18 protein-coding genes are annotated in these 25366 nt (G+C 63.8%); 7 read left to right on the top strand and 11 right to left on the bottom strand.

Annotated elements, in window-relative coordinates:
* Positions 1-113 precede the first annotated feature (113 nt).
* Complete coding sequence (locus LB535_RS24540) at positions 114-1706, bottom strand: peptide ABC transporter substrate-binding protein (protein ID WP_224628685.1); 1593 nt, start codon at positions 1704-1706, stop codon at positions 114-116.
* A gap of 376 nt (positions 1707-2082) precedes the next feature.
* On the opposite strand from LB535_RS24540, the gene LB535_RS24535 reads away from it, so the two are divergent.
* Both LB535_RS24535 and LB535_RS24530 read left to right on the top strand, forming a co-directional pair.
* Complete coding sequence (locus LB535_RS24535; protein ID WP_245340453.1) at positions 2083-2448, top strand: TadE family protein; 366 nt, start codon at positions 2083-2085, stop codon at positions 2446-2448.
* 146 nt (positions 2449-2594) lie between these two features.
* Positions 2595-4325 (top strand): TadG family pilus assembly protein, encoded by a 1731-nt coding sequence (locus LB535_RS24530; RefSeq protein WP_224634039.1) that lies wholly within the window; start codon positions 2595-2597, stop codon positions 4323-4325.
* A gap of 7 nt (positions 4326-4332) precedes the next feature.
* On the opposite strand, the gene LB535_RS24525 is transcribed toward LB535_RS24530, so the two are convergent.
* The 10 genes from LB535_RS24525 to LB535_RS24480 form a co-directional block, all read right to left on the bottom strand.
* Entirely contained in the window at positions 4333-5988 is a 1656-nt protein-coding gene (locus LB535_RS24525; protein WP_224634038.1) for an alpha-glucosidase family protein, read from the bottom strand.
* Positions 5988-7985 carry a glycogen debranching protein GlgX gene (glgX, locus tag LB535_RS24520; protein ID WP_224634037.1) on the bottom strand — a complete coding sequence of 666 codons (1998 nt, stop codon included), beginning with the start codon at positions 7983-7985 and terminating at the stop codon, positions 5988-5990. The genes LB535_RS24525 and glgX overlap by 1 nt, the downstream gene beginning before the upstream one ends.
* A gap of 196 nt (positions 7986-8181) precedes the next feature.
* Complete coding sequence (locus LB535_RS24515; RefSeq protein ID WP_224634036.1) at positions 8182-9810, bottom strand: alpha-D-glucose phosphate-specific phosphoglucomutase; 1629 nt, start codon at positions 9808-9810, stop codon at positions 8182-8184.
* A 3-nt stretch (positions 9811-9813) separates the two neighbouring features.
* Positions 9814-11259, bottom strand: a complete 1446-nt coding sequence (glgA, locus tag LB535_RS24510) for a glycogen synthase GlgA (RefSeq protein WP_224634035.1) — start codon at positions 11257-11259, stop codon at positions 9814-9816.
* Positions 11260-11410: 151 nt separating this feature from the next.
* Entirely contained in the window at positions 11411-12679 is a 1269-nt protein-coding gene (gene glgC, locus LB535_RS24505; protein ID WP_140635175.1) for a glucose-1-phosphate adenylyltransferase, read from the bottom strand.
* A gap of 63 nt (positions 12680-12742) precedes the next feature.
* Positions 12743-14956, bottom strand: coding sequence for a 1,4-alpha-glucan branching protein GlgB (gene glgB, locus LB535_RS24500; RefSeq protein ID WP_224634103.1), 2214 nt, complete (start codon positions 14954-14956; stop codon positions 12743-12745).
* 154 nt (positions 14957-15110) lie between these two features.
* Positions 15111-17573: a glycogen/starch/alpha-glucan phosphorylase gene (locus LB535_RS24495; protein WP_224530019.1), complete on the bottom strand. Its 2463-nt coding sequence runs from the start codon at positions 17571-17573 to the stop codon at positions 15111-15113.
* Positions 17574-17715: 142 nt separating this feature from the next.
* Complete coding sequence (locus LB535_RS24490) at positions 17716-18498, bottom strand: ATP-binding cassette domain-containing protein (protein ID WP_176477005.1); 783 nt, start codon at positions 18496-18498, stop codon at positions 17716-17718.
* 2 nt (positions 18499-18500) lie between these two features.
* A complete protein-coding gene (locus LB535_RS24485) occupies positions 18501-19562 on the bottom strand; it encodes an ABC transporter permease (RefSeq protein WP_095766830.1) in 1062 nt (353 codons plus the stop codon).
* A 162-nt stretch (positions 19563-19724) separates the two neighbouring features.
* On the bottom strand, positions 19725-20759 hold the full coding sequence (locus LB535_RS24480; RefSeq protein WP_224634034.1) for a sugar ABC transporter substrate-binding protein: 1035 nt from the start codon (positions 20757-20759) through the stop codon (positions 19725-19727).
* Positions 20760-20971: 212 nt separating this feature from the next.
* Between LB535_RS24480 and LB535_RS24475 the strand changes: the two genes are divergently transcribed.
* From LB535_RS24475 to LB535_RS24455, 5 genes are all read left to right on the top strand, one after another.
* Complete coding sequence (locus LB535_RS24475) at positions 20972-22195, top strand: ROK family transcriptional regulator (RefSeq protein WP_140845712.1); 1224 nt, start codon at positions 20972-20974, stop codon at positions 22193-22195.
* Position 22196: 1 nt separating this feature from the next.
* A complete protein-coding gene (locus tag LB535_RS24470) occupies positions 22197-22643 on the top strand; it encodes an RbsD/FucU family protein (protein ID WP_095766828.1) in 447 nt (148 codons plus the stop codon).
* Positions 22640-23563, top strand: a complete 924-nt coding sequence (locus tag LB535_RS24465) for a carbohydrate kinase family protein (protein WP_095766827.1) — start codon at positions 22640-22642, stop codon at positions 23561-23563. The genes LB535_RS24470 and LB535_RS24465 overlap by 4 nt, the downstream gene beginning before the upstream one ends.
* A gap of 254 nt (positions 23564-23817) precedes the next feature.
* Positions 23818-24960 carry a DegT/DnrJ/EryC1/StrS family aminotransferase gene (locus LB535_RS24460; RefSeq protein WP_224634033.1) on the top strand — a complete coding sequence of 381 codons (1143 nt, stop codon included), beginning with the start codon at positions 23818-23820 and terminating at the stop codon, positions 24958-24960.
* A gap of 186 nt (positions 24961-25146) precedes the next feature.
* On the top strand, positions 25147-25366 hold a 220-nt coding region (locus tag LB535_RS24455; RefSeq protein ID WP_224634032.1), incomplete at its 3' end, for a hypothetical protein.

Raw genomic sequence — 25366 nt, 5'->3', positions numbered from 1 at the left:
CTGATCTTCGCACCGGGCAGCCCGAAAATCCAATCCGACTTTCGGCCCGGCACGACGACAGACCGCGACCGCCGCTCCCAAAAAGAGAGCGGCGGCACGGCCAAGGTTTCTTGTCAGTCCTTGGAGATGAAGCGGGACGGATGAATGTCCATCACATTGTCGTCGAAGCCATGCAGCTTCGAGGAAACGATGTCGTGGTAGCTGTAGTAGAGAAGCGGGATCTCGCCGACGTCGTCGACCAGGATGCGCTCGGCTGCGGCGAGGTCCTTCATGCGCTCCTCGGGCTTGCCGCCTGCGGCAGCCGCCTTGTCCATGGCGGCTTCATAGGCGGGGCTGTTGTAGTTCGAGTAGTTGTTGCCGCTCGCCTTGCGCGAGATGCCGAGGAAGGTCTCGGGATCCTTGTAGTCGGCGATCCAGGCGGCACGGGCGACGTCGTAGTTGCCCTTCTGCTCGAGGAAGCTGTAGTGGGTCTTGGTATCGGTGTTGAGCAGCGTCACCTCGACGCCGAGCGGCTTCAGCTGTTCCTGGATGGCGACCGCCGTGTTCTTATGGTTTTCCGAGGTGTTGTAGCGGATCTCCATCTTCAACGGATGCTCGGGTGTATAGCCTAGCTTTTCCAGGATCTTCTTGGCCGCATCCTCGCGGTCGATCTGCGGCATGTCGGCGTATTTGGCCAGTGCCGGCGTGTAGCCCTCGATGCCCGGGGGCACCATCGAATATCCGGGCAGCATCGAGTTCTGCCAGACCTTCTCGGCGAGGAAGTCGCGGTCGATCGCCATCGAGATGGCGTTGCGCAACTCGACATTGTCCCAAGGCGCCTTGTCGGTCTTGACCGCGTAATAATAAGTGCCGAGATACGGCCCGACACGGACCTGGTCGCCGAATTTCGTTTTGAGATCGGCGAGCTGCTCGGTCGGCAGATCGCCATAGCTGTCGAGCTCGCCCGCCTCGAAACGCTTCATCGCCGACGAGCGATCCTCGGTCGGGATGTAGTTGACCACGTCGAGCTTGACGCTCGCGGCGTCCCAGAATTTCGGGTTCTTGACCAATTTCATATGGTCGTTGGGAACCCACTCCGCCAGCGTATAGGCGCCATTGGAGACCAGCTTGCCCGGCTTGATCCAGTCGGCGCCGAGCTTGTCCATGGAAGCCTTGTTGACCGGATAGGTCGCCTGGTGGGTCAGCATCTCCAGGAAGTAGGGGGTCGGAGCCTTCAGCGTGACTTCAAGCGTGTTGGCGTCGATCGCCTTCACGCCCATATCCTCGGCCTTGCCTTTCTTGGTGTTGAAGTCCTCGGCGCCCTTCACCGGATAGAGCATCGAGGCGTATTCTGCAGCGGTGGCCGGATCTTCCAGTCTATGGAACGAATAGACGAAGTCGTCCGCCGTCACCGGGGTGCCGTCCGACCAGAGGCCGTCCTTGCGCAGCTTGAAGGTGTAGACGGTGCCGTCATCCGATACCGTCCAGCTTTCGGCGGCGCCCGGAATGAGATTGGTCTTCTGATCATGCATGACGAGACCCTGGAACAGGTCGCGTATGATATCGGCTTCGTAGACAGTCGACGTCTTGTGCGGATCGACCGTCTCCGCCTCGGCGGCGGCGCCGCGGTTGTAGACGGTTTCGGCGAAGGCAGGCGTGTAGAATGTGCCGGCCGCCAAAGCCAATGTGGTGGCGAACACCGTCGCCTTCAGCATGTCTTTCAGCATGAAGTTTCTCCCTGTCGGCGCAGCCCCTCAGCCGCGCCTTCTTAAGTTTTGACACCTCGGAAACCGTTGAACCGGCCCCGTTTCAGGCGTGCCGCCGGTTCCTTCCGGCGGCTGGTGGCAGGAGACTAGACAGAGCGAAATCTTATTTCAACCATTGCCTGCTTGACGCAAAGTGAGCGCCATAACGCTAAAACAGCGAAACCTAAAGCTTAGAGCTTGCTTTCAACTTGGCACACCTGCCGGTTGTTCCAGCTGTTTTCTGTTTTTGCAGGCGGCCTTTGGCATTCTCCGCGCCATGCTGAAGAACCGAAAATTGCTTGTTCCGTGGTCTCGTTTCCGGGCTGACGCCACGGGCACGTCGGCAATCGAATTTGCCATGCTGGCGCCGGTCTTCATCCTGCTTCTGCTCGGCATGGTTGCATATGGAATTTATTTCGGCGCCAGTCATTCGGTGCAGCAGATCGCCGCCGACGCGGCGCGCACCGCGATTGCCGGCCTCAACCAGACCGAGCGGCAGGCGCTGGTTACCGATTTCATCACTCACGATGTCTCGGGCTATCCGTTCGTCGACGCCAACAAGCTGACCGTCAACGCGCAGGACAGCGCCGTCGACGGCAGCCAATTCGTCGTCTCGGTCACCTACGATGCGCGCAACCTGCCGATCTGGAACCTGTTCCGGACGCTGCCGCTGCCGGGCACGACGATCCAACGTCAATCGACGATCCGCGTCGGAGGCATATGATGCCCATCAAGGGGGGGCTGGAGCGGCTTATCGTTTCCCGAAAAGGCCAGACCGCTCAATCTGTTTTCAGTGACGCAATTCCGGACGGAAGGCTACGGCGAGGTCGCCGAACTCAACCGCCTCGCATTTTTCCTGGAATTGCTTTCATGGCGGCGACGCGACGGCTGCTCGCCGACCGGAGCGCGAATTTCGCCGTCATGACCGCGCTGTGCACGCCGGTAGCGCTGGCGCTGACCGCCTTCGCGATCGACGAAGGTTCCCTTTACAACGAGCGCCGCGCCGCGCAGTCGATCGTCGACCTTGCCGCCATCACCGCGGCCTCGAACATCACCAACGCCCAGCAGGCGGTGCTGACCGCGCTCAGCGACAACGGCATCACCTCGGTCGCCGTGCAGCAACAAGGCGCGACCGTGTCGCCGACCGCCAACAAGGCCGTCGTCCAGGTCGTGCCGGGGCGCTACACGGGCGTCAGCACCATTGCCGCCGGCAGCCGGTTCGAGGCGGGCAAGCTGCCCTACAATGCGGTCCAGGTGACGCTCAAGAAGCAGGGTACGCTTTATTTCGCCGGCTCGATCATGGCGCCGCCCACTCTCGGCACGACCGCTATCGCCAGCGCGCAGCCGCAAGCGGCTTTTTCGGTCGGCTCGCGGCTCGCCAGTCTCAATGGCGGCATTCTCAACGCGCTTCTCGGCGGCCTTCTCGGCGGCAACATCTCGCTCAGCGTGATGGACTACAATTCACTGGTGTCGGCCGATGTCGACGTTCTTTCGTTCACCGATGCGCTCGCAACGCAACTGCATCTGACCGGCGTTTCCTACAACGACGTGCTCGCCTCCAAAGCAACGATCGGCCAGATCGCCACGGCAATGGCCAATGTGCCGGGGCTCGACCGCACAGCCAAACTCGCTCTGCAGACCATGGCCTCCAGCGCCACCAATACGGTCAGGATTCCGCTCAGCACCCTCATCGATCTCGGCTCCGTCGGCGATCTCGGCATCGGGCAGAAGCCGGCCGGCCTCAACGTGACAGCCAGCGCGCTCAGCATGCTCACCGCGGCTGCCGCTCTGGCCAATGGAACGAATCAGGTCGCGGTCAATCTCGGCGCCACCATACCGGGGCTGGCATCGACGACGCTTGCGATCGCCATCGGCGAGCCGATGCAGAACTCGGCCTGGCTGGCGGTGGGAGAGGCAGGCGCCGTGGTGCGCACGGCGCAGACCCGCATCAAGCTCAACGCCAGCGTGACACTCGGCAATTCCAATCTCGGCGGCGGCACCAGTCTTGTCGCCGTCCACCTGCCGCTCAACGTCGAAGTGGCCTATGCCGAAGCGAAGCTGACCGACATCACTTGCCCGACGGGTCCCTCCAGCATCAAGGTTTCGATCGCCGCGCAGCCGGGCGTGGTCTCAGCCCATCTCGCCAACAGCAATGCCAGCGGCTTCGCGGATTTCACCAAGCCGCAGTCCTTCTCCGACGCCGATATCGCGGACCTGAAGCTGTTGCTCGTCCCGCTGCTGCAGGTGACAGGCTCGTCGGCCTTCTCGGTCACCAACATGACGCCGACCACTTTGACCTACAACGCCACCGACATCGCCAACAAGGCGATCAAGACGGTGTCGACGAAGAACCTGACGCAGTCGCTGACGACATCGCTGATCAATAACCTGTCGCTCTCGGCCAACGCGCTGGGGCTCGGCCTCGACGTGACCGCCCTGCTCGGCACCGTAAAGCCGGCGGTGACGACACTGCTCAACGGCGTGACCGCGCCGGTGGACGACCTCCTCTACAATGTGCTTGGAGCTCTGGGCGTCCATGTCGGCGAGGCCGACGTGCGCGTGACCGGCGCGACCTGCGGGCGTTCTGTGCTGGTGCAGTAGTCCGCCGTCAGCCAATCCTGCCGACGAAACTGCCCAGAGGCGGCAGCGCCAGCACGCTGTCCTCGACAACACCTGTAAGAACGCCGGCGGCGTCAACGTCAAATGCCGTTATCTCGGCCTCGCCGATCTCGGTGGGCAGCGCCCAGCCTGTTGCCTCGGTCGAGAAATTGAAAACGCAAAGCAGCCTTTCGCCGTCGCGCTCACGGAGGAAAGCAAGCACATCGCCCTCGGCCTCGAGAAAGCGGATCGAGCCGGCAATCAGTGCCGGATGGCTCTTGCGCAAGGCGAGGATCGAGCGATAGGCGGCAAGCACCGACCGCTCCTCGCCATTCTGGACGTCGACCGCCCGGGCGCGATGCGCCTGCGGCACCGGCAGCCAGGGCTTGGCCGTGGAGAAGCCGGCATTGTCCGCCTCCGCCCGCCAGACCATCGGGGTGCGGCAACCGTCCCTGCCCTTCACGCCCGGCCAGAAGCGGATGCCGACGGGATCGCGCAGATCCTCATAGGCTAGCTCCGCCTCCTCCAGCCCCAGTTCCTCGCCCTGATAGACGCAGATCGAACCGCGCAGGCAGGCAAGCAGCGCGATCGAGAACTTCGCCACCGCGTCCGGGTTCTCGCCTTGCCGCGTCCAGCGGCTGACATGGCGCACGACGTCATGGTTGGAAAAGGCCCAGCAGACCCAGCCGTCCGGGGCAGTGGTCTCGAACGCCTCCACGCAGCCGCGCACATGGGCGGCGGAAAATTGCGGACTGAGCAAGTCGAAGGTGTAGCACATCTGCAATTTGTCGCCGCCCGATACGTAGGCGGCGAGCGTCTGCAAGGAGCGCTCCTCGTCACCCACCTCGCCGACCGCGGCGCGGTCTGGATATTCGTCGAGCAGCGCGCGGAAACGTTTCAAGAAGTCGAGGTTTTCGGGCCGCGTCTTGTCGAAAAGATGCTCCTGGAAGGCGTAGGTGCTGGTGGCGCCATTGGTGCCGGCGACACTTGCGGCCAAGGGCGGGTTGTCGCGCAGCCAGCGGTCGTGGACATAGTAGTTGACCGTGTCCAGCCGGAAACCGTCGACGCCGCGTTCCAGCCAGAAGCGCACGGTGTCCAAAAGCGCGTCCTGAACGTCCGGATTGTGGAAGTTCAGATCCGGCTGAGCGGCGAGGAAATTGTGCATGTAGTATTGCCGGCGGGTGGCGTCCCATTCCCAGGCCGGCCCGCCGAACAGCGATTGCCAGTTGTTGGGCGCGCTGCCATCCGGCCTGGCGTCAGCCCAGACGTACCAGTCCGCCTTGGCATTGTTGCGGCTGGCGCGGCTCTCGATGAACCATTCATGCTTGTCGGAAGAATGCGAGATCACCTGGTCGATGATGAGTTTCAGGCCGAGCCGGTGAGCCTCGGCGACCAGCGCGTCGAAATCTTCCAATGTGCCGAACATCGGATCGACGTCGCGATAGTCGGATACATCGTAGCCCATGTCGGCCATCGGCGACTTGAAGAAGGGCGAGAGCCAGACGGCATCGACGCCGAGCGACGCGACATGGGCGAGCCGCGCGGTGATGCCATTGAGGTCGCCGCTGCCGTCGCCGGTCGTGTCCTGGAAGGAGCGCGGATAGACCTGATAGATGACGCAGCCGCGCCACCATTCGCTCCCCTGCCCGGAATTTTCGGCAGCCATCACAAGCCCTTCCCGTTGCGCGATTGAGCGGCACGCCGCTCGATCATGAAATTAACGCTGCGGCCGGGCAGCGGCCGCGCAAGATCGACCGGCTGTGCCTCGATCGCCGGGCCCCACTCGTAGCCGTCCCGGACCGGCAAGGTGAAGACGCATTGGCGGCGGTCGCCATTGACCATGACGGCAAGGCGACTGCCTCCGCTATCGCCGAGCATCATGACGAGGCGATGTCGATCGGGATCGTTCCACTCCGTCTCGCCGAGCGGCGCGCCCGTCTCCGTCAGCCACTCGACATCCGGAATGGCCGAAGCATCGGCCGGCTTTCCGGTCAGGAAATGCGTGTCCGACAGCGCGGGAAAGGCACGACGCATCGCAGAGAGCGATGAGGCATATCGCTCCAACGCCTGATCGCGGCCGGCCCAGTCGAGCCAGGTAATGGCATTGTTCTGCGCATAGGCGTTGTTGTTGCCTTTTTGCGTGCGGCCGAACTCGTCGCCGGCGGTCAGCATGATGGTGCCGCGCGAGGCGAAAAGTGTCGCCAGCAGCGCGCGCTGGTCGTCGAAGCGCGCCTTGGCAATCGCCACGTCGTCCGTCTCGCCCTCGGCGCCGTTGTTCCATGACAAATTGTCGTTGTGGCCGTCGTGATTGTGCTCGCCGTTGGCGTCGTTGTGCTTGCGCTCATAGGCGACGATGTCGGCCAGCGTCATGCCGTCATGTGCAGCGATGAAGTTGACCGCACGGCTCGCCGGTTGGCCTTCCCTGCCGAAGACATCGGAGGAACCTGCAAGCCTTGTGGCCAAGACGCCTACCGCGTCGGCATCGCCGCGCCAGAAGCGCCTGACATCATCGCGGTAACGATCGTTCCATTCCAGATATGGCGGCCGGAAATTTCCGAGCTGGTAGCCGCTCGGACCGATATCCCAAGGCTCGGCGATCAGCACGCGGTCGCAGAGCACGGGATCGCCGGCAATGGCCCGAAGCAGCGGCGCTTCCGGATCGAAGGCGCCGTCGACGCGGCCGAGCACCGGCGCCAGATCGAAGCGGAAGCCGTCGACGCCGGCGAAGCGGACGAAGTGGCGCAGCGTGTCGAGCACCATCTCGCGCACAACCGGATGGTCGCAGGCGACCGTGTTGCCCGTGCCGGTGTCGTTGACCAGCCTGCCGTCCGGCTGGTGCCGGTAGTAGCCTATCGCATCCAGTCCGCGCAGCGACAAAGTCGGCCCGAGCCGGTCGCTTTCGCCGGTGTGGTTGAAGACGAGGTCGAGAATGGTGCCGATGCCGGCCTGGCGCAGAGCGGCGACGGTGTCGCGCAGTTCCTTGAGACCGCCGGGCGCGAGGCGTGGATCGAGCGCCATGAAGGTGACGGGATTGTAGCCCCAGGCGTTGCTCAGCCCCAATGGCGGCAGATGCCGCTCGTCGATCGACGCGGTGACCGGCATCAATTCGACGGCCGACACACCAAGACGCTTCAGGTGCTCGACGACAGCCGGATGGGCGAGCGCCGCGATGGTGCCGCGCTGGGTTTCCGGCACGTCCGGATGCAGCTTGGTGAAGGAGCGGACGTTGAGCTCGTAGATCAGCCCGCCAGGCCGGAACAGCGGCGACTGAGGCGGCACCGGTTTGGGCAGCGAACGCGCGATCGCCTTCGGCATCAGCGGAGCGGTGTCGGCGCCTTCGTTGCGTTTGGCGGCAAGCCGCCAATGATATCGGTATGGACGATCGACCTCGACGGCATAGGGGTCGGCGAGAAGCTTGTTCGGGTCGAACCACAGGCCGCGCTCCGGCGCATAGTCGCCGTCGGCGCGGAAGCCGTAACGCGCGCCGTCGCCAAGGCCGGAGACAAGGAGCGCGTGCACGCCACCGCCTTCCGGGTTGAGCTCCAGCCGGTCGATCTCGCGCGCACCGCCGTCGTCGAAAAGCGAGACCCAAAGACGTCTCGCGGATGAGGACCAGGCGGCGAAGCGGATGCCTTCGGGGGTGATGGTGGCGCCGAAGGTCATGCGAGCGCCTCCCCTTCTCCCCTTGTGGGAGAAGGTGGATCGGCGCGCAGCGCCGAGACGGATGAGGGGTGTTGGAAGAAATGAGGCGCCGGCGATGCGAGCGCCGGTTTGCGCCAAGCTGGAGCACCCCTCATCCGTCGCCTTCGGCGACACCTTCTCCCACAAGGGGAGAAGGGGGAGTCGCGCCACGCCACCCTCAAGTAATCACGCTCGGCTTGTTGCGGCCGGTGTGGCTCTTGATGCCGGCGATGTCGTCGGCGGCGGCGATGAGATCGGCGAGCGCTTCCTGCGTGTCGAGGTCGTGCCTTGCCTTGTCCGGCTCGTAGCGCTCGATATAGAGGCGCAGCGTCGCCCCTGACGTGCCGGTGCCGGAGAGGCGCAGCACAACGCGCGAGCCGCCCTCGAACAGGATCCGGATGCCCTGGTGCTCGCTCACCGAGCCGTCGACCGGATCGCGATAGGCAAAATCGTCGGCCTTGGCGATCTTGAGGCCGCGCACGGTCGTGCCGGGCAGCGAGCCGAGCTTGGCGCGTAGCTCGTCGACCAGCGCGTTGGCGCGATCGCTCTCGACCTCCTCATAGTCGTGGCGCGAATAATAGTTGCGCCCGTAGGTCTCCCAGTGTCCGGTTACGATGTCCTTGCAGCTCTCGCCGCGCGCAGCGAGGATGTTGAGCCACAGAAGCACGGCCCACAGGCCATCCTTCTCGCGCACATGGTTGGAGCCGGTGCCGGCGCTTTCCTCGCCGCAGATGGTCGCCATCCCGGCATCGAGCAGGTTGCCGAAGAACTTCCAGCCGGTCGGCGTCTCGTAAATGCCGATGCCGAGCTTTTCGGCGACGCGGTCGGCGGCGCCGCTGGTCGGCATCGAGCGGGCAATGCCCTTCAGGCCGTCCTTATAGCCCGGCGCCAGTTTGGCATTGGCGGCAAGCATCGCCACCGAGTCCGACGGCGTGACGAAGATGCCTCTGCCGATGATCAGGTTGCGGTCGCCGTCGCCGTCGGAAGCCGCGCCGAAATCCGGCGCGTCGGGCCCCATCATCTCGTCATAGAGGTGCTTTGCGTGCACCAGGTTCGGGTCCGGGTGGTGGCCGCCGAAATCGGGCAGCGGCTTGAAGTTGCGGCAGGTGCCGTCCGGCGCGCCGAGCCGGCGTTCGAGGATCTCCTTGGCATAGGGGCCGGTTACCGCATGCATGGCGTCGAAGCGCATGCGGAAGCCCGACTTGAAGAGCTTCCTCAGCGCGTTGAAGTCGAACAGGCTTTCCATCAGTTCGGCATAGTCCTTGACCGGGTCGCAGATCTCGACCGTCATGTCGCCGGCCTTGACGGTGCCGATGGTGTCGATGTCGATGGCGCCGATATCGGCGATCTTGAAGCTCTTGATCTCCTTCGACTTGGCAAAGATCGCGTCGGTGATCTTTTCCGGCGCCGGGCCGCCATTGCCGGCATTGTACTTGATGCCGAAATCCTCGTGCGGACCGCCCGGATTGTGGCTGGCCGACAGGATGATGCCGCCGAAAGTCTTGTATTTGCGGATGATGTTGGAGGCGGCCGGCGTCGAGAGAATCCCGCCCTGCCCGACCATCACCTTGCCGAAGCCGTTGCCGGCGGCGATGGCGATGGCCTTCTGGATGACCTCGCGATTGTAGAAGCGGCCGTCGCCGCCGATCACCAGCGTCTTGCCCTGAAAACCGTCCAGCGCATCGAAGATCGACTGGATGAAGTTCTCGGCGTAGTGCTCCTGCTGGAACACCGGCACCTTTTTCCGCAGGCCGGAGGTGCCTGGCTTCTGGTCGGTATAGGGTTTGGTGGGGACGGTTTTGATCATGCCTCAGGCAGCCCTTTTTGAAAGCAGCAAGCGATAGAGTTCGACGTATTTTTCGGCGCTCTTGTCCCAGGAGACATCGGCCTTCATGCCCTGGCGCTGGATCGAGGCCCAGGTCGCGGGCCGCGCATGCTGCTCGACCAGCCGCTGGATGGCATGGAGCATCGCGGCACCATTGTTGGGCGCGAACTGGAAGCCGGTGGCGACGCCGGCCGACAAGGCGGCCTCGTTGGCATCGATGATGGTGTCGGCCAGACCGCCTGTCCTGGCGACGACCGGCACGCAGCCATAGCGCAGGCCATAGAGCTGGGTCAGCCCGCAGGGCTCGAAGCGCGAGGGGATGATGATGGCGTCGCAGCCGCCTTGCATGACGTGCGAAAGCTCTTCGTCGTAACCGACGACGACGCCGACGCGGCCGCGATGGCGGGCGGCGGCGGCAAGCAGCGTGCCTTCGAGGCCGGCGTCGCCGGAGCCGAGGATCGCCAGCCGCGCGCCGGCGGCGACGATGCCGTCGACGACCGCTGCCAGGATGTCCATGCCCTTCTGCCAGGTCAGCCGGCTGATGACGCAGACGATCGGGCTGCCATCCGCTTCCAGGCCGAAGCGCTCTTCGACCGCCTTGCGGTTCTTGCCGCGCGCCGCAAGCGTCTCGGCCGAATAATTGGCGACCAGATGTTTGTCGGTCTGCGGGTTCCAGATGTCGACGTCGATGCCGTTCACGATGCCATAGAGATCGGTGGAGCGCATGTTTATCAGCCCGTCGAGACCCATGCCGAATTCGGGCAAGCGGATTTCCTGCGCATAGGTCGGGCTGACCGTAGTGATGGCCCAGGCGGCTTGCAGGCCGGCCTTGAGAAAGCCGACGCCGCCATAATATTCGACGCCGTCGAGCTGCATCGCCACGCTCGGCAGGCCGAGCTCGCCGAAGATGCCGGCACCGAACTGGCCCTGGAAGGCGAGGTTGTGCACGGTGATCAGCGACGGCACGCCGACCGCCTTGCCGTAGCGCATATAGGCAAGCGTCATCGCCGACTGCCAGTCATGGGCATGAACGATGTCGGGCTGGTAACCGGAGATCGCGCCACCGGCAATGTCGCCGCCGGCCTGGCTGAGCGCGGCGAAGCGGCGCCAGTTGTCCGGCCAGTCGGCGCCGGAGGCGGTGCCGTAAGGGCCGCCCTGGCGATCGAAGAGATGCGGCGCGTCCAAAACGAAGAGATCGAGATCGCCGATCTTGGCGGCATGGATCGAAGCCTTACCGCCCTGCAGCAACGGATATTGGTAGACCGCCTTCTTCTTGGCGAAGGCCGCCATCACCACGGGATAGCCCGGAACCAGCGTGCGCATCGCCACGCCCTTGCCGGCAAGCGCGATCGGCAAGGCGCCGGCGACGTCGGCAAGCCCGCCGGTCTTGATCAGCGGGAAGATTTCGGGCGTGACCGACAGAACCTGCATGCGCTCCACATTCCGATCTCAAGATGACAGGTCAAAGTGACAACCTGTTGATCCAGTCGTCAGCTTGCTGATCGACCCGTCAGCTTGCTGATCGACCTTGTCAGGTTGACAGCCGATCAACCTCATCAGGCCGACAGCTTGCTGATCGACCCTACGGGGTCGACAGCTTGTTGATCATGTCCTGCGTGATCAGGCAGATGCCCTTCTCCGATACGCGAAAACGCTTGGCGTCGAGCGCGGGATCCTCGCCGACAACCAGTCCTTCCGGGATGTGGACGCCGTGATCGATGACGACGCGCTTGAGGCTCGCGTTGCGGCCGACCTGGACGTCGGGCAGCATCACCACTTCCTCGAGCTTGGAATAGGAATTGATGCGCGCGCCGGTAAAGATCAGGCTGCGGCGCAGCGAGGCGCCGGAAACGATGCAGTCGCCGGAGACAAGGGAGGAGATCGCCTCGCCGCGGCGGCCGTCCTCGTCATGCACGAACTTTGCCGGCGGCTTCAACTCGGCATAGGTCCAGATCGGCCAGTCGCGGTCGTAAAGATCGAGCTCGGGCGTGATGTCGGTGAGGTCGATATTGGCTTCCCAATAGGCGTCCACCGTTCCGACGTCGCGCCAATAGGGTTCGGCCTCGTGCGAGGAACGCACGCAGGACTTTGCGAAGCGGTGGGCGATCGCCTTGCCGTGCTGGACGATGTAAGGGATGATGTCCTTGCCGAAGTCCCGGCTGGAGCCGGGCTCGGCGGCGTCGCGGCGCAGCTGCTCCATCAGGAACTTGGTCTTGAAGACATAGATGCCCATCGACGCCAAAGCGAATTCCGGCTTGTCCGGAATGCCGGGCGGATCGGCCGGCTTTTCTACGAAAGCGATGATGTTGTCCTTCTTGTCGACATGCATGACGCCGAAGCCGGTCGCCTCCATGCGCGGCACCTCCAGGCAGCCGACGGTGACGTCGGCGCCGGCGTCGACATGCTGGCGCAGCATCAGTTCGTAATCCATCTTGTAGATGTGGTCGCCGGCGAGGATGACCATGTATTCGGGGCCGTAGGCCTCGATGATGTCGATGTTCTGGTAGACGGCGTCGGCCGTGCCTTCATACCACTGCGTTTCCGAGACGCGCTGCGATGCAGGCAGGATGTCGAAGCTTTCGTTTCGCTCGGGCCGCAGAAAGTTCCAGCCGCGCTGCAGGTGGCGGATCAGCGAGTGCGCCTTGTACTGGGTGGCCACGCCGAGGCGGCGGATGCCGGAGTTGAGCGCATTGGAGAGGGCGAAATCGATGATGCGCGTCTTGCCGCCGAAATAGACCGCCGGCTTGGCGCGCCGGTCGGTCAGCTCCCTGAGGCGGCTGCCGCGGCCGCCGGCCAACACATAGGCCATGGCATCGCGTGCCAGCGGCTGGGTTCTTCTGATCTCTGCCATTCTGTTACCCTCCCAAACAAGCTGCCCGGACTGTTGCAAGAGCAGGATGAGACATCATCTGCTTCAATCCGTGACGAATTCCAGCATGATCGTCGACAGCGGCGGCAAAAGCATCGTCGCCGATACGCCGCCTCCTTCCCCGCTTGCCTCGACCATGCCGCTATTGCCCATGCCGGAGCCGCCATAGACCTCGGCGTCCGTATTGATGATTTCGCGCCATTTTCCTGCCTTTGGCAGCGGCACGCGATAGTTCTCGCGCGGCACCGGCGTGAAATTGGAGATGACGGCGATCGAATTGCCGTCCGGCGCGCTGCGCAGCCAGGCGAAGACCGAATTGTCGCGGTCGTCGACGATCAGCCAGGAGAAGCCCTCCGGCTCGCAGTCGCGCGCATGCAGCGCCGGGCGCGAACGATAGAGGTAGTTCAAATCCCGCACCGTCTGCCAGACGCCGCGGTGCGGCGCGAATTCCAGCAGATCCCAGTCGAGCGCGCGTTCCTCGCTCCACTCGCGGCGCTGAGCGAATTCCTGGCCCATGAACAGGAGCTTCTTGCCGGGATAGCCCCACATGAAGGCGTAATAGGCGCGCAGCGTGGCGAACTTCTGCCAGTCGTCGCCCGCCATTTTGTGGAGCAGTGTGCCTTTGCCGTGCACGACCTCGTCATGGGAAAGCGGCAGCACGAAATTTTCGGAGAAGGCGTAGACCAGGCCGAAGGTGATGTCGTTGTGATGGTGCTTGCGGAAGATCGGCTCCTTGGAGAGATACTCCAGCGTGTCGTGCATGAAGCCCATGTTCCACTTGAAGCCGAAGCCGAGGCCGCCTTCATGCACGGGTCGCGACACTTTCGGCCATGAGGTCGATTCCTCGGCGATCGTCATCACGCCGGGGTGGTGGCCATAGACCTCCTTGTTCATCTTCTGCAGGAAGCTGACGGCCTGCAGGTTCTCGCGCCCGCCCTTCTCGTTGGGGATCCACTCGCCGGCCTTGCGCGAATAATCGAGGTAGAGCATCGAGGCGACCGCGTCGACGCGCAAGCCGTCGACATGGTATTTCTCGGCCCAGAACAGCGCGTTGTTGACGAGGAACGACACCACCTCGCGGCGGCCGAAATTGTAGATGGCGGTGTTCCAATCGGGATGGAAGCCCTGGCGCGGATCGGCATGCTCGTAGAGCGCGGTGCCGTCGAAATGGACCAGGCCATGCTCGTCGACCGGGAAATGCGCCGGCACCCAGTCGAGGATGACGCCGATGCCGGCGCGGTGCGCGCCGTCGACGAAGCGGGCGAAGCCGTCGGGGTCGCCGAAGCGCGCCGTCGGCGCATAAAGCCCGGTGGTCTGGTAGCCCCAGGATGGGTCGTAGGGGTGCTCCGAGATCGGCAGGAACTCGATATGGGTGAAGCCGGTGTCGGCCACATAGGGGATCAGCCGCGCGGCGAGCTCGTCCCAGGAGAGGAACGTGCCGTCGTCGCGGCGCTGCCAGGAGCCGGCATGGACCTCGTAGATCGAGATCGCCTCGCGCCGGGGATCGGCTTTCTGCCAATAATTGCGATGCGCCTCGTCGCCCCATTGATGCGCTATGGGCGGCGCCGTCACCGAGGCGGTCGCCGGGCGCAATTCCGATTCGAAGGCGAACGGGTCGGCCTTCAGCGGCAGGCGCACGCCGTCGGGCCCAATGATCTCGAACTTGTAGGGCTTGCCCGCGCCGATATCTGGAATGAACAATTCCCAGATGCCCGTGTCCTTACGGTCGCGCATCGTGTGCCGGCGACCATCCCAGTCGTTGAAGGCGCCGACCACGGAGACGCGCCGCGCATTGGGCGCCCAGACGGCGAAATGGACGCCGGTGGCGCCCTCATGATCGATGATGTGGGCGCCGAGCTTGTCGAACAGCCGTAAGTGCGAACCCTCGGCCATGTAATAGTCGTCCATCGGACCGAGCACCGGGCCGAAGGAATAAGGATCGGTCAGCCACCAATCGCCGCCGGCATTCCTGGCGTGATAGCGCAGCGGCTGGCGCTTGCGGATCGAGACCTTGCCCTCGAAGAAGCCGGCATCGTCGCTGCGGGAAAGCTCGCCGACCTCCTTGCCGGTCAGCGTGTAGGCGGTGACGAATTCGGCATTGGGCACGAAGCAGCGGGCAATGAAGCCCTTGCCGGCTTCATGCACGCCCAGGACCGCGAAAGGATCGCCGTGCGTTCCGGCGACAATCGCCGCGACATCGCCGGCTGGCGCCAGTCCATCCGGCCCGCTTGTCGCAGCGGTCGCGCGCGGCTTCCTCATCAAACGGTCGCCCTCCCCGGGCACCTTGTTCTGGCGCATGCCTCGCTCCGGCATGCGCCGTTCTTTGTCTTGGTGCATGTCGTGGTCCCAAAACCGCTACGCACTTTTGGGCGACATGCATCTGGCCACATTCTTTGTGGCTCATGCAATCATATCAGACGGGCACGTTCCAGATGTCTTTCGCATATTGGCGGATTGTGCGATCGGACGAGAACCAGCCGACGCGGGCGACGTTGCGGATGGCGCGCGCGTACCAGTCGGGGCTGTTGCGCCACACGGCGTCGACCTCGCGCTGGCAGGCGGCGTAGGAATCGAAGTCGGCCGCCACCATGAACCAGTCGCTTTGGTAGAGCCCGTTCATCAGGTCGCGATAGCGGTCGGGATCGTCGGGTGAGAAGACGCCGGAGGAAATGGCCGATACCGCCTGCGACAGCTCGGACGAGGTCTCGATCACGCCGCGCGGATTGTAGCCATTGTTGCGCCGCTCGGCGACTTCGGCAGTGGTGAGGCCGAAGATGAAGATGTTGTCGTCGCCGACATGTTCCTTGATCTCGACATTGGCGCCGTCGAGCGTGCCGATGGTCAAGGCGCCGTTCAGCGCGAACTTCATGTTGCCGGTGCCCGAAGCTTCCATGCCGGCGGTCGAAATCTGCTCGGAGAGATCGGCGGCCGGCATCAGCACCTCGGCCAGGCTGACATTGTAGTTCGGCACGAACACCACCTTCAGCAGGCCGCGCACCGACGGGTCGCCATTGATGACCTTTGCGACGTCGTTGGCCAGCTTGATGATCAGCTTGGCGTTGTGATAGCTGGGCGCCGCCTTGCCGCCGAAGATCTTGACGCGCGGCATCCAGTCCCGTTCCGGATGCGAGCGGATCTGATCGTACAGCGCGATCGCTTCCAGTATGTTGAGCAGCTGGCGCTTGTATTCGTGGATGCGCTTGACCTGGATGTCGAACAGCGCCGACGGATCGATCCTGATGCCGAGCCGGTCGGCGACGAGATTGGCGAGCCGCGCCTTGTTCTGCCGCTTCACACCGGCGAATTTCTCACGGAAAGCCGCGTCATCGGCGAGCGGATCGAGATCCTTGATCGCCTCGATGTCGTCCATGAAGCGGTCGCCGATCGCCTCGCGGGCAAGCGAGGTCAGGCCGGGATTGCACTGGATCAGCCAGCGCCTGGGCGTGATGCCGTTGGTCTTGTTGTTGATGCGATCGGGATAGAGCTTGTGGAGATCGGCGAACACCGTCTCCTTCATCAGCTCGGTGTGCAGCGCCGAGACGCCGTTGATCGAATGCGAGCCGACAAAGGCCAGATTGCCCATGCGCACGCGGCGGTCGCCATTTTCCTGGATCAGCGAGATGCGGGCGATCTGATCACCCGAGAACTGGTTGGTGGCGCGGGCCTCGAGCAGCACCTGCGCATTGATGGCGTAGACGATCTGCATGTGGCGCGGCAGCAGACGCTCGAACAGCGGCACCGGCCAGCTTTCAAGCGCCTCGGGCAGCAGCGTGTGGTTGGTGTAGCCGAAGGTGCGCTTGGTGATGTCCCAGGCCTGGTCGAAGTCCATGCCGTGGACGTCCATCAGGAGCCGCATCAGCTCCGGCACGGCGACCGCGGGATGGGTGTCGTTCAAGTGGATCGCCGCCTTGTCGGGCAGCGATTTCAGGTCGCCATACTGGCTCAAATGCCGCTGCACGATGTCCTGCAGCGAGGCGGTGGAGAAGAAATATTCCTGCCGTAGCCTCAGCTCCTGGCCGGCCATGTGGGAATCGGCAGGATAAAGCACGCGCGACAGCGCGTCGGCCTTGTTGCTCTCGGCCAGCGCGCCGATGTGGTCGCCCGCATTGAACTTGTCGAGCAGGATCGGGTCGATCGGCATGCCGGACCAGAGTCTCAGCGTGTTGACGCGCCTGGCGCGCCAGCCGGCCACCGGCGTGTCGTAGGCGACGGCCAACACATGCTCGGTCGGCTTCCAGACGTGGCGTTCGAGCCGGCCGTCCTTCGAGGTGATCGATTCCACCGAGCCGCCGAAGCCGACCTCGAAGGAACGCTCGCGCCGTTCGAACTCCCAGGGATTGCCGTGATCGAGCCAGGTCTCCGGCAATTCGACCTGCCAGCCGCCGTGGATTTCCTGGCGGAACATGCCGTTGGCGTAGCGGATGCCGTAGCCATGGGCGGGGATGTCGACGGTCGCCATGCTTTCCATGAAGCAGGCGGCAAGACGGCCGAGGCCGCCATTGCCTAGTGCTGCGTCCGGCTCGAGCCCCGCGATCAGGTCGAGGTCGACGCCGAGCGAGGACAGCGCCTCGCGCATGTTCTCCATCAGGCCGAGATTGGAGAAGGCGTCGCGCATCAGGCGCCCGATCAGGAATTCGAGCGAAAGGTAATAGACGCGCTTTTCCTGCTGGTCGTAAGCCTCCTTGGTCGCCTGCATCCATTGATCGACGATGCGGTCGCGCACCACCTTGATCGAAGCGGTCAGCCAGTCATAGGGCGTGGCGACGGTTGTGTCCTTGCCGACCCGGTATTTGAGCGACATCAAGACTTCTTCGGCGAGCGTCTTGGGGTCGGGATTGTCGAGAACAGGGACTTCGATCGTCATGGCGGATGTCATGCTGCCTCTCGTTCAACTGGCCTGATCATAGCGGCTTTCACCGTTCCTCCCAGTCCATCTTAGTGCGTTGCAGCATAGGTTCAATCGATTTACTCAACCGACCCATCAGCCCGCCTTCGGCAACAGGGACATGTCGTGGGGATCAAGCCGCCAGCGCGTCCTCCGGCGGCTTCTTGGCGCCGGTCATCAGCGCCACCGCATCCGACATGGAAATCTGCTTAGGATCGACGACGCAGAGACGCCTTCCAAGCCGGTGGATGTGGATGCGGTCCGCCACCTCGAAGACATGCGGCATGTTGTGCGAGATCAAAACGATCGGCAGGCCGCGCTTCTTGACGTCCAGGATCAGCTCAAGCACGCGGCGGCTTTCCTTCACGCCAAGGGCGGCCGTCGGCTCGTCCATGATCACCACTTTCGAGCCGAAGGCGGCAGCACGCGCCACCGCCACGCCCTGGCGCTGGCCGCCCGAAAGCGTCTCCACCGCCTGGCTGATGTTCTGGATGGTCATCAGGCCGAGCTCCGTGAGCTTGTCGCGAGCACGCTTCTCCATCGCCGGACGGTCGAGCATGCGCAGCCAACTGCCAAGCGGACCTGGCTTGCGGATCTCGCGGCCGAGAAACATGTTGTCGGCGATCGACAGCGCCGGCGACAGGGCGAGGTTCTGGTAGACGGTTTCGATGCCGGCTTCCCGGGCCTCCATCGGCGACTTGAAGGCAACTGGCTTGCCCTCAAGCCGGATTTCGCCTTCGTCGGGCACCGCCGCGCCGGAGATCGCCTTGATCAGCGATGATTTGCCCGCGCCGTTGTCGCCGATGACTGCGAGGATTTCGCCCGGATAGAGGTCGAAATCGGCATTGTCGAGGGCGGTAACGCGGCCATAGCGCTTGATCAGGCCGCGCGCTGTGAGAATGGGCTCCTGGGTCATGACTATGCCGAAACCTTTCTGATCCATTGATCGATCGCCACGGCGCCGATGATCAGCACGCCGGTGAGCAGCACCTTCCATTGCGGATCGGCGCCCAGCATGTTGAGGCCCATCGAGACGACGCCGACGATCATGGCGCCGAACAGCGTGCCGAGGATCGAGCCGCGCCCGCCGAACAGCGAGATGCCGCCGATCACCGTCGCGGTGATGGCCTGCAGATTGTAGTCGGTGACAGCGGCCGACGGCGAGACCGAGCCGTTGCGGCCGATCGAGACCCAAGCCGCGAAAGCGGCGATCAGCCCGGCAAGGGCATAGACCATCATCAGCACTTTCTTGGTCTGAATGCCCGACAGTTTCGCAGCTTCTTGATCGTCGCCGACGGCGTAGACATGGCGGCCCCATGCGGTGTGGTTGAGGACATACCACAGCAGGATCACCAGCAGGACCATGGCAATGACGCCAAGCGTCAGCACGGCAGAGCCGACCCTGAAGCTCACCGCGAACAGATGCAGCAGCGGCGCCTGGACGTCGACGTCGGTGTCGCGGATCGTCTCATTGGCCGAATAGATGAAATTCGTGGCCATGACGATGTTCCAGGTGCCGAGCGTGACGATGAAGGGCGGCAGCTTCATGTAGGCGACCAGGAGGCCATTGAGCAGTCCGCAGGCGCCGCCGGCGGCAAGCCCAATCGCCACGGCGAGAATGGCCGGCATGCCATAGGTCACCGCGCAATTGCCCATGATCACCGCCGAAATCACCATGATGACGCCGATCGAGAGATCGATGCCAGCGGTCAGAATGACCAATGTCTGCGCGGCACCGAGAATGCCGACGATGGCGATCTGCTGCAGGATCAGCGTCAGCGTGTAGGACGAAAAGAAACGTCCGCCGATGGCGATGCCGAAGATGATGACCGACAGAACCAGCACGATCAGCGGCACCGCCGCCGGCGTGGAATGCAGGAAGTGCTGGGCGCGCTTGACGGCCGATTTGTGCTCGTCGAAGGCGGCGACGCTGGTGTCGCTTCCCGTAAGTACTTTCTCGAATTCCTGTATCTGAGACATATGTCCTCCCGTCTGCATACGGCCTCTCATTGCCGCACACGCCGTCGACGCCTATTCCGGTCTTGTCGCCAGGATTGTCGCGCTTTGACGAAAGCGCATCGTCCACCCGATGCGGCCGGGGATCAAGCCCCCAGCCGCACGGTTCGTGGACCTCTCAGAGCATCAGCCCCAGCACTTGGCCAGGCCTTCCTTGGTGTCGATCGACTTGACGCCATTGGCCGGCTTGTCGGTGACAAGGTTGACGCCGGTGTCGAAGAAGTTCTTGCCTTCGGTCGGCTTGGGCTTGGTGCCGTCCTTGGCGAAGGCGGCGATCGCCTCGATGCCGAGCGCCGCCATCTGCAGCGGATATTGCTGCGAGGTGGCGCCGATGACGCCTTCGGTGACCGACTTCACGCCCGGGCAGCCACCGTCGACCGAGACGATCAGCACCTGCTTCTCGAGGCCGACGGCCTTGAGCGCCTGATAGGCGCCGACAGCGGCCGGCTCGTTGATGGTGTGGATGACGTTGATGGAGTTGTCCTTCTGCAGAAGGTTCTCCATCGCCTTGCGCCCGCCCTCTTCGTTGCCGTTCGTCACGTCATGGCCGACGATGCGCGGATCGGTTTCGTCTCCGATCTTGTTGGGGTCCTTCACGTCGATGCCGTAGCCCATCATGAAGCCCTGGTCGCGCAGGACGTCGACGGTCGGCTGCGAGGGGGTCAGGTCGAGGAAGCCGATCTTGGCGTCCTTGGCCTTGTCGCCAAGCGTAGCGGCGGCCCAGGCGCCGATCAGCTTGCCGGCTTCGAGATTGTCCGTTGCGAAAGTGGCGTCGGCGGCGTCGATCGGATCGAGCGGCGTGTCGAGAGCGATCACCAGCAGGCCGGCGTCACGCGCCTTCTTCACCGTCGGCACGATGCCCTTGGTATCGGAAGCCGTGATCAGGATACCCTTGGCGCCGTCGGCGATGCAGCTTTCGATCGCCGCGACCTGGCTCTCGCTGTCGCCGTCGATCTTGCCGGCATAGGTCTTGAGGTCAACGCCGAGTTCCTTGGCCTTGGCGGTCGCACCCTCCTTCATCTTGACGAAGAAGGGATTGGTGTCGGTCTTGGTGATCAGGCAGGCGCCGACGCCCGCGGCCGACGCGGACGAGGCAAATGCGAGCAGGCCCAGCCCGGCCGCCGCGAATACGGTGGATTTCAGCAGCGATTTCTTGGTCACGATTTCCTCCCAGTGGAACCATTCCGGACGCCAGCCAACCCGGCGCCTCAAACGCATCCAACCATTTCTCCCAGCGTGGACGCCAGATCAAAAGACACCAGTCCGCAACGGCTGTCAATAATTAAATCACTCTTATTTATTATTGACAGCCTTGCGCTGTTCACCCATTCTGAACGAAAAGCATCGAGGGGAAACAGACGGGAGGAAACAGGGTGGAGACCGGCATTGCGAGGCACGGTTCGCCCGAGGCTTTGGAGAGCCGGCTGCACCGCGGCACCAACCAGAGCGGCATGCGCGACCACAATGAGCGGCTCGTGCTGTCCCTGGTGCGCCAGCATGGCAGCCTGGCCAAATCCGACATTGCGCGCATGACCGGGCTGTCGGCCCAGACGGTGTCGGTGATCATGCGCGAGCTCGAGGAAGACAAGCTGCTTGTGCGCCAGGCGCCGCTGCGCGGCAAGATCGGCCAGCCTTCGATTCCGATGGCGCTCAATCCGGAAGGCGCTTTTTTCATCGGCCTCAAGATCGGCAGGCGCTCGGCCGAGCTCGTGCTGATCGACTTCCTCGGCAATGTGCGCGCCATGCTGCAGCATTCCTACCGCTATCCCGCACCGCGCGAGACTGTCGAATTCGTCACCGCCGGCATCAAGACGATGCGCGGCGAACTGACGCCGGCGCAGGACAAGCGCATTGCCGGGCTCGGCATCGCCATGCCGTTCGAGCTATGGAACTGGGCAGATACCGCCGGCGCGCCGCGCGAGATCATGGACGAATGGCGCCATCGCGACATCCGCGCCGACATCCAGGGGCAGTGCGAGTTCCCGGTTTACCTGCAGAACGACGCGACTTCGGCTTGCGGCGCGGAGCTCGTCTTCGGACGAGCGGGCGCAGCGCGCGATTTCGTCTATTTCTATATCGGCGCCTTCGCCGGCGGCGGCATCGTGCTCAATGGCCGCCTCTACAGCGGGCCGAACGGCAACGCCGGCGCACTGGGCTCGATGCCGGTGCCCGGACCGGACGGCAAGCCGACGCAGCTCATCGACGTCGCCTCGATCGCGATGCTGGAAAAGGCGCTCTCCGCCAAGGGCATCGACGGCTCCTATCTGTGGACCTCGCCGCAGGAATGGGGCGAGATCGGCGCCGATCTCGACGAGTGGATCGCCAGCGCCTCGCGGGCGCTGGCCTATGCCATTGTCGCTGCCTCGTCGGTCATCGATTTCGAAGCGGCGGTTATCGACGGCTGGATGCCGCTCGATGTGCGGCGCCGGCTGGTCGATGCCGTTACGGAAGCGATCGCCCGTGTCGATGCCGAAGGACTGAAACTGCCTGTCGTGCGCGAGGGAACGGTCGGCATTCACGCACGCGCCATGGGCGGCGCCAGCCTGCCGCTCTCCGAGCGCTTCCTGATCGGGCCTCACACGTCCGGAGGCGCCTGACATGCTGATCGGCATCCCGTCGCTGCTCGGGCCCCAGTTCCTGGCGACGCTCAGGGCAATGGGCCATGGCGACGAGATCGCGATCGTCGACGGCAATTATCCGGCCGAGGAACAGGCACGGCGGCTGATTCGCGCCGACGGCCACCACGTCATAGCCGTCCTCGACGCCGTGCTTAGTGTGCTGCCGGTGGACGAGGCTGTGCCGGAGGCATTGTTTCGTGCCTCGGTGAAGGGCGACCCGGCGCTGGCCGACGCCGTGCATCATGAGATGGAATCGGTTTGCGCCAGGCGTGCGCCGGGCCACAAGGTGGTTGCTCTGGCCGGGCCCGACTTCTATGCACGCGTCAAGGCGGCGCACGCCATCGTTGCGACCAGCGAACCCAGGCTCTTTGCCAACATCATCATTCGCAAGGGCGTGATCCATCCGCCGGAGACCAAGACGACATGATCCTTTGCTGTGGCGAAGCCCTGATCGACATGCTGCCGCGCACCACGACGCAAGGCGAAGCGGCCTTCGCGCCCTATGTCGGCGGCGCGGTGTTCAACTCGGCGATCGCGCTCGGCCGGCTCGGCGCTCCGGCCGGCTTCTTCTCCGGCCTCTCCTCCGACCTGTTCGGCGGCCAGTTCCGCGAGGCGCTCGGCGCAAGCAAGGTGAGCTCCACCTATGCGCACACCTCGCCGCGTCCGACGACACTCGCCTTCGTGCGGCTCACCAACGGCCAGGCGACCTACACCTTTTATGACGAGAACACCGCCGGGCGCATGCTGACCATCGAGGACCTGCCGAAGCTCGGGCCCGAGATCGAGGCGATGCTGTTCGGCGCCATCAGCCTGATCTCCGAGCCGGCGGGATCGGCCTATGAGGAATTCATGCGGCGCGAGCACCGGAGTCGGGTGATGATGCTCGACCCCAACATCCGGCCGAATTTCATCCCCGACAAGGCGAAGCATCTGAGGCGTATCCGCGAGATGATGGCGATGGCCGACATCGTTAAACTGTCCGACGAGGATCTCAAATGGTTCGATGAGGCCGGCTCGCATGAGGATGTGGTGCGCAACTGGCTGGAGCGCGGGCCGAAGCTGATCGTCGTCACCCATGGCAGCGAAGGCGCCGTCGGCTACAGCAAGGCGCACAAGGTCACCGTCATGCCGCAGAAAGTGAAGGTCATCGACACGGTCGGCGCAGGCGACACCTTCAACGCCGGCATTCTGGCCTCCCTGCACGAGCAGGGCCTGCTCACCAAAGCGGCGATCGGCGACCTGCCGGAAGATGCGATCCGGCAGGCGCTGGAGCTCGGCGCCAAGGCGGCGGCGGTGACGGTTTCGCGGGCCGGCGCCAACCCGCCCTGGCGGCACGAAATCGCCTGATCCAGCGTGGGAGCGGACGCGAATCCGCCCTTCGCGGCCGATCACTTTATGTTTCCCACCGGCGGAACGACGCGACAAGAGGGGCCGGAAAACGCCTCTCAAAGCTCGGATTTCCGGGTTTTTCAGGGATTGCGCCGGCAAAATCGGCAACAGGCTGCGACACCTGAGCAATTTGCGCCGGCCGCCACCGGCTTTCTCAGCCGGTTCAAGTCTGTTACCAGCGGGCCGGTCTTACAGGCAGTTTCGAGGGCGACATGCAGTTCATCGATCTTGGCGCGCAGCGCGAACGTATCCGCGACCGGCTGAAGGCCGCGATCGACCACGTCGTCGAAGACGGCCGTTATATCCTCGGGCCGCAGGTCACGGAATTCGAGAACAAGCTTGCCGCCTATATCGGCGTCAAGCATGTGGTCGCCTGCGCCAACGGCACCGACGCGCTGCTCCTGCCGCTGTTTGCCGCCGGCATCGGCCCGGGCGATGCCGTGTTCGTGCCGAGCTTCACCTTCGCAGCCACCGCCGAGGTGGTGGCGCTCGCCAAGGCCGAGCCGGTCTTCGTCGACGTCGACCGCGACACCTATAACATCGACATCGCCAGCCTCGAGGCGGCGATCGAGATGATCAAGAAGGAAGGTAGGCTGAAGCCGAAGGCGATCATCCCGGTCGACCTGTTCGGGCTCTCCGCGAACTACGAGGCGATCATGGCGATCGCCAAGCGCGAGAACCTGTTGGTGATCGAGGACGCTGCGCAGTCGATGGGCGGTTCCGCCGACGGCACCATGTGCGGCGCCTTCGGCCATGTCGGCTCGACCAGCTTTTATCCGGCGAAGCCGCTTGGCTGCTACGGCGATGGCGGCGCGATGTTCACCAATGATGCTGCGCTGGCCGACAAGCTGCGTTCCTTCGCCTTCCACGGCAAGGGCGAGACGCAATATGACAATGTCCGCGTCGGCATCAATTCGCGCCTCGACACGCTGCAGGCGGCGATCCTGATTGAAAAGCTCGCCATCCTCGAGGACGAGATGGTGGCCAGGCAGGTGGTCGCGGACCGCTATGCCAAGGGCCTTGGCGACATCGTCAAGGCCTCACGCAATCTCGGCCACGGCCGCTCGGCCTGGGCGCAGTACGCCATCGAGACCCCGAAGCGCGACGGGCTCAAGGCGCATCTCGGCGAAAACGGCATCCCGTCGGTGATCTATTACGTGAAGCCGCTGCACGAGCAGGTCGCCTACAAGCACTATCCGCGGACACCGACCGGCCTTGCGGTCTCGGAGCAATTGCCGAAGCAGATCCTCTGCCTGCCGATGCATGCCTATTTGAGCGAAGCCGACCAGGACCGGATTATCGAGACGATCAGGAATTACATCGGCTCGAACTCGGCGCATGTAGCGGCGGCCTGATCTCCCTCAGTGTCGCTCAGGGCGACAGAGGGTCGCCATCGCATAGGACTCACAGCCGCGGTTTCTTCACGCTCAGATGGGGTACCGGTGCATATCTCGGGATGCAAATGTGGCGCTATCAGAATCGGGGATGCTCGCGGATCAAGCGGGCGGATGTTCCTCATTGATTAGCAAGGCCAAGCCTGAATGCGGCCGCACTGCATCAGCCGCAGCGTACATGCTCTGCGGTCTTTCTTTGTCAGCCTGACCGGCGCCTCGATCGCCGCCATGTTCGCCAACGGGCTTGCCCGTCCGGCAGTTTACATTCCGCCCTTTCACTTTTGCATACGATGCCACGGCGAAGTGATTGATGCCGGGAACAAATTAGCAGCCCGAAAGTTCGCGAGAACGGCGAACCGGGAGAAGG

Source organism: Mesorhizobium sp. CA10, assembly GCF_020165285.1.
Classification (GTDB): Bacteria; Pseudomonadota; Alphaproteobacteria; order Rhizobiales; family Rhizobiaceae; genus Mesorhizobium.
This window is presented reverse-complemented; position numbering and strand designations above follow the sequence as displayed.

Excerpts from the sequence above, each read along its gene's own strand:
- LB535_RS24530 (WP_224634039.1), top strand. The coding sequence starts at position 2,595 with ATGGCGGCGACGCGACGGCTGCTCGCCGACCGGAGCGCGAATTTCGCC.
- LB535_RS24460 (WP_224634033.1), top strand. The coding sequence starts at position 23,818 with ATGCAGTTCATCGATCTTGGCGCGCAGCGCGAACGTATCCGCGACCGG.
- glgA (WP_224634035.1), bottom strand. The coding sequence starts at position 11,259 with ATGCAGGTTCTGTCGGTCACGCCCGAAATCTTCCCGCTGATCAAGACC.
- LB535_RS24490 (WP_176477005.1), bottom strand. The coding sequence starts at position 18,498 with ATGACCCAGGAGCCCATTCTCACAGCGCGCGGCCTGATCAAGCGCTAT.
- LB535_RS24465 (WP_095766827.1), top strand. The coding sequence starts at position 22,640 with ATGATCCTTTGCTGTGGCGAAGCCCTGATCGACATGCTGCCGCGCACC.
- glgB (WP_224634103.1), bottom strand. The coding sequence starts at position 14,956 with ATGAGGAAGCCGCGCGCGACCGCTGCGACAAGCGGGCCGGATGGACTG.
- LB535_RS24470 (WP_095766828.1), top strand. The coding sequence starts at position 22,197 with ATGCTGATCGGCATCCCGTCGCTGCTCGGGCCCCAGTTCCTGGCGACG.
- LB535_RS24495 (WP_224530019.1), bottom strand. The coding sequence starts at position 17,573 with ATGACATCCGCCATGACGATCGAAGTCCCTGTTCTCGACAATCCCGAC.
- LB535_RS24535 (WP_245340453.1), top strand. The coding sequence starts at position 2,083 with ATGCTGGCGCCGGTCTTCATCCTGCTTCTGCTCGGCATGGTTGCATAT.
- glgX (WP_224634037.1), bottom strand. The coding sequence starts at position 7,985 with ATGACCTTCGGCGCCACCATCACCCCCGAAGGCATCCGCTTCGCCGCC.
- LB535_RS24525 (WP_224634038.1), bottom strand. The coding sequence starts at position 5,988 with ATGGCTGCCGAAAATTCCGGGCAGGGGAGCGAATGGTGGCGCGGCTGC.
- LB535_RS24540 (WP_224628685.1), bottom strand. The coding sequence starts at position 1,706 with ATGCTGAAAGACATGCTGAAGGCGACGGTGTTCGCCACCACATTGGCT.
- LB535_RS24515 (WP_224634036.1), bottom strand. The coding sequence starts at position 9,810 with ATGATCAAAACCGTCCCCACCAAACCCTATACCGACCAGAAGCCAGGC.
- LB535_RS24485 (WP_095766830.1), bottom strand. The coding sequence starts at position 19,562 with ATGTCTCAGATACAGGAATTCGAGAAAGTACTTACGGGAAGCGACACC.
- glgC (WP_140635175.1), bottom strand. The coding sequence starts at position 12,679 with ATGGCAGAGATCAGAAGAACCCAGCCGCTGGCACGCGATGCCATGGCC.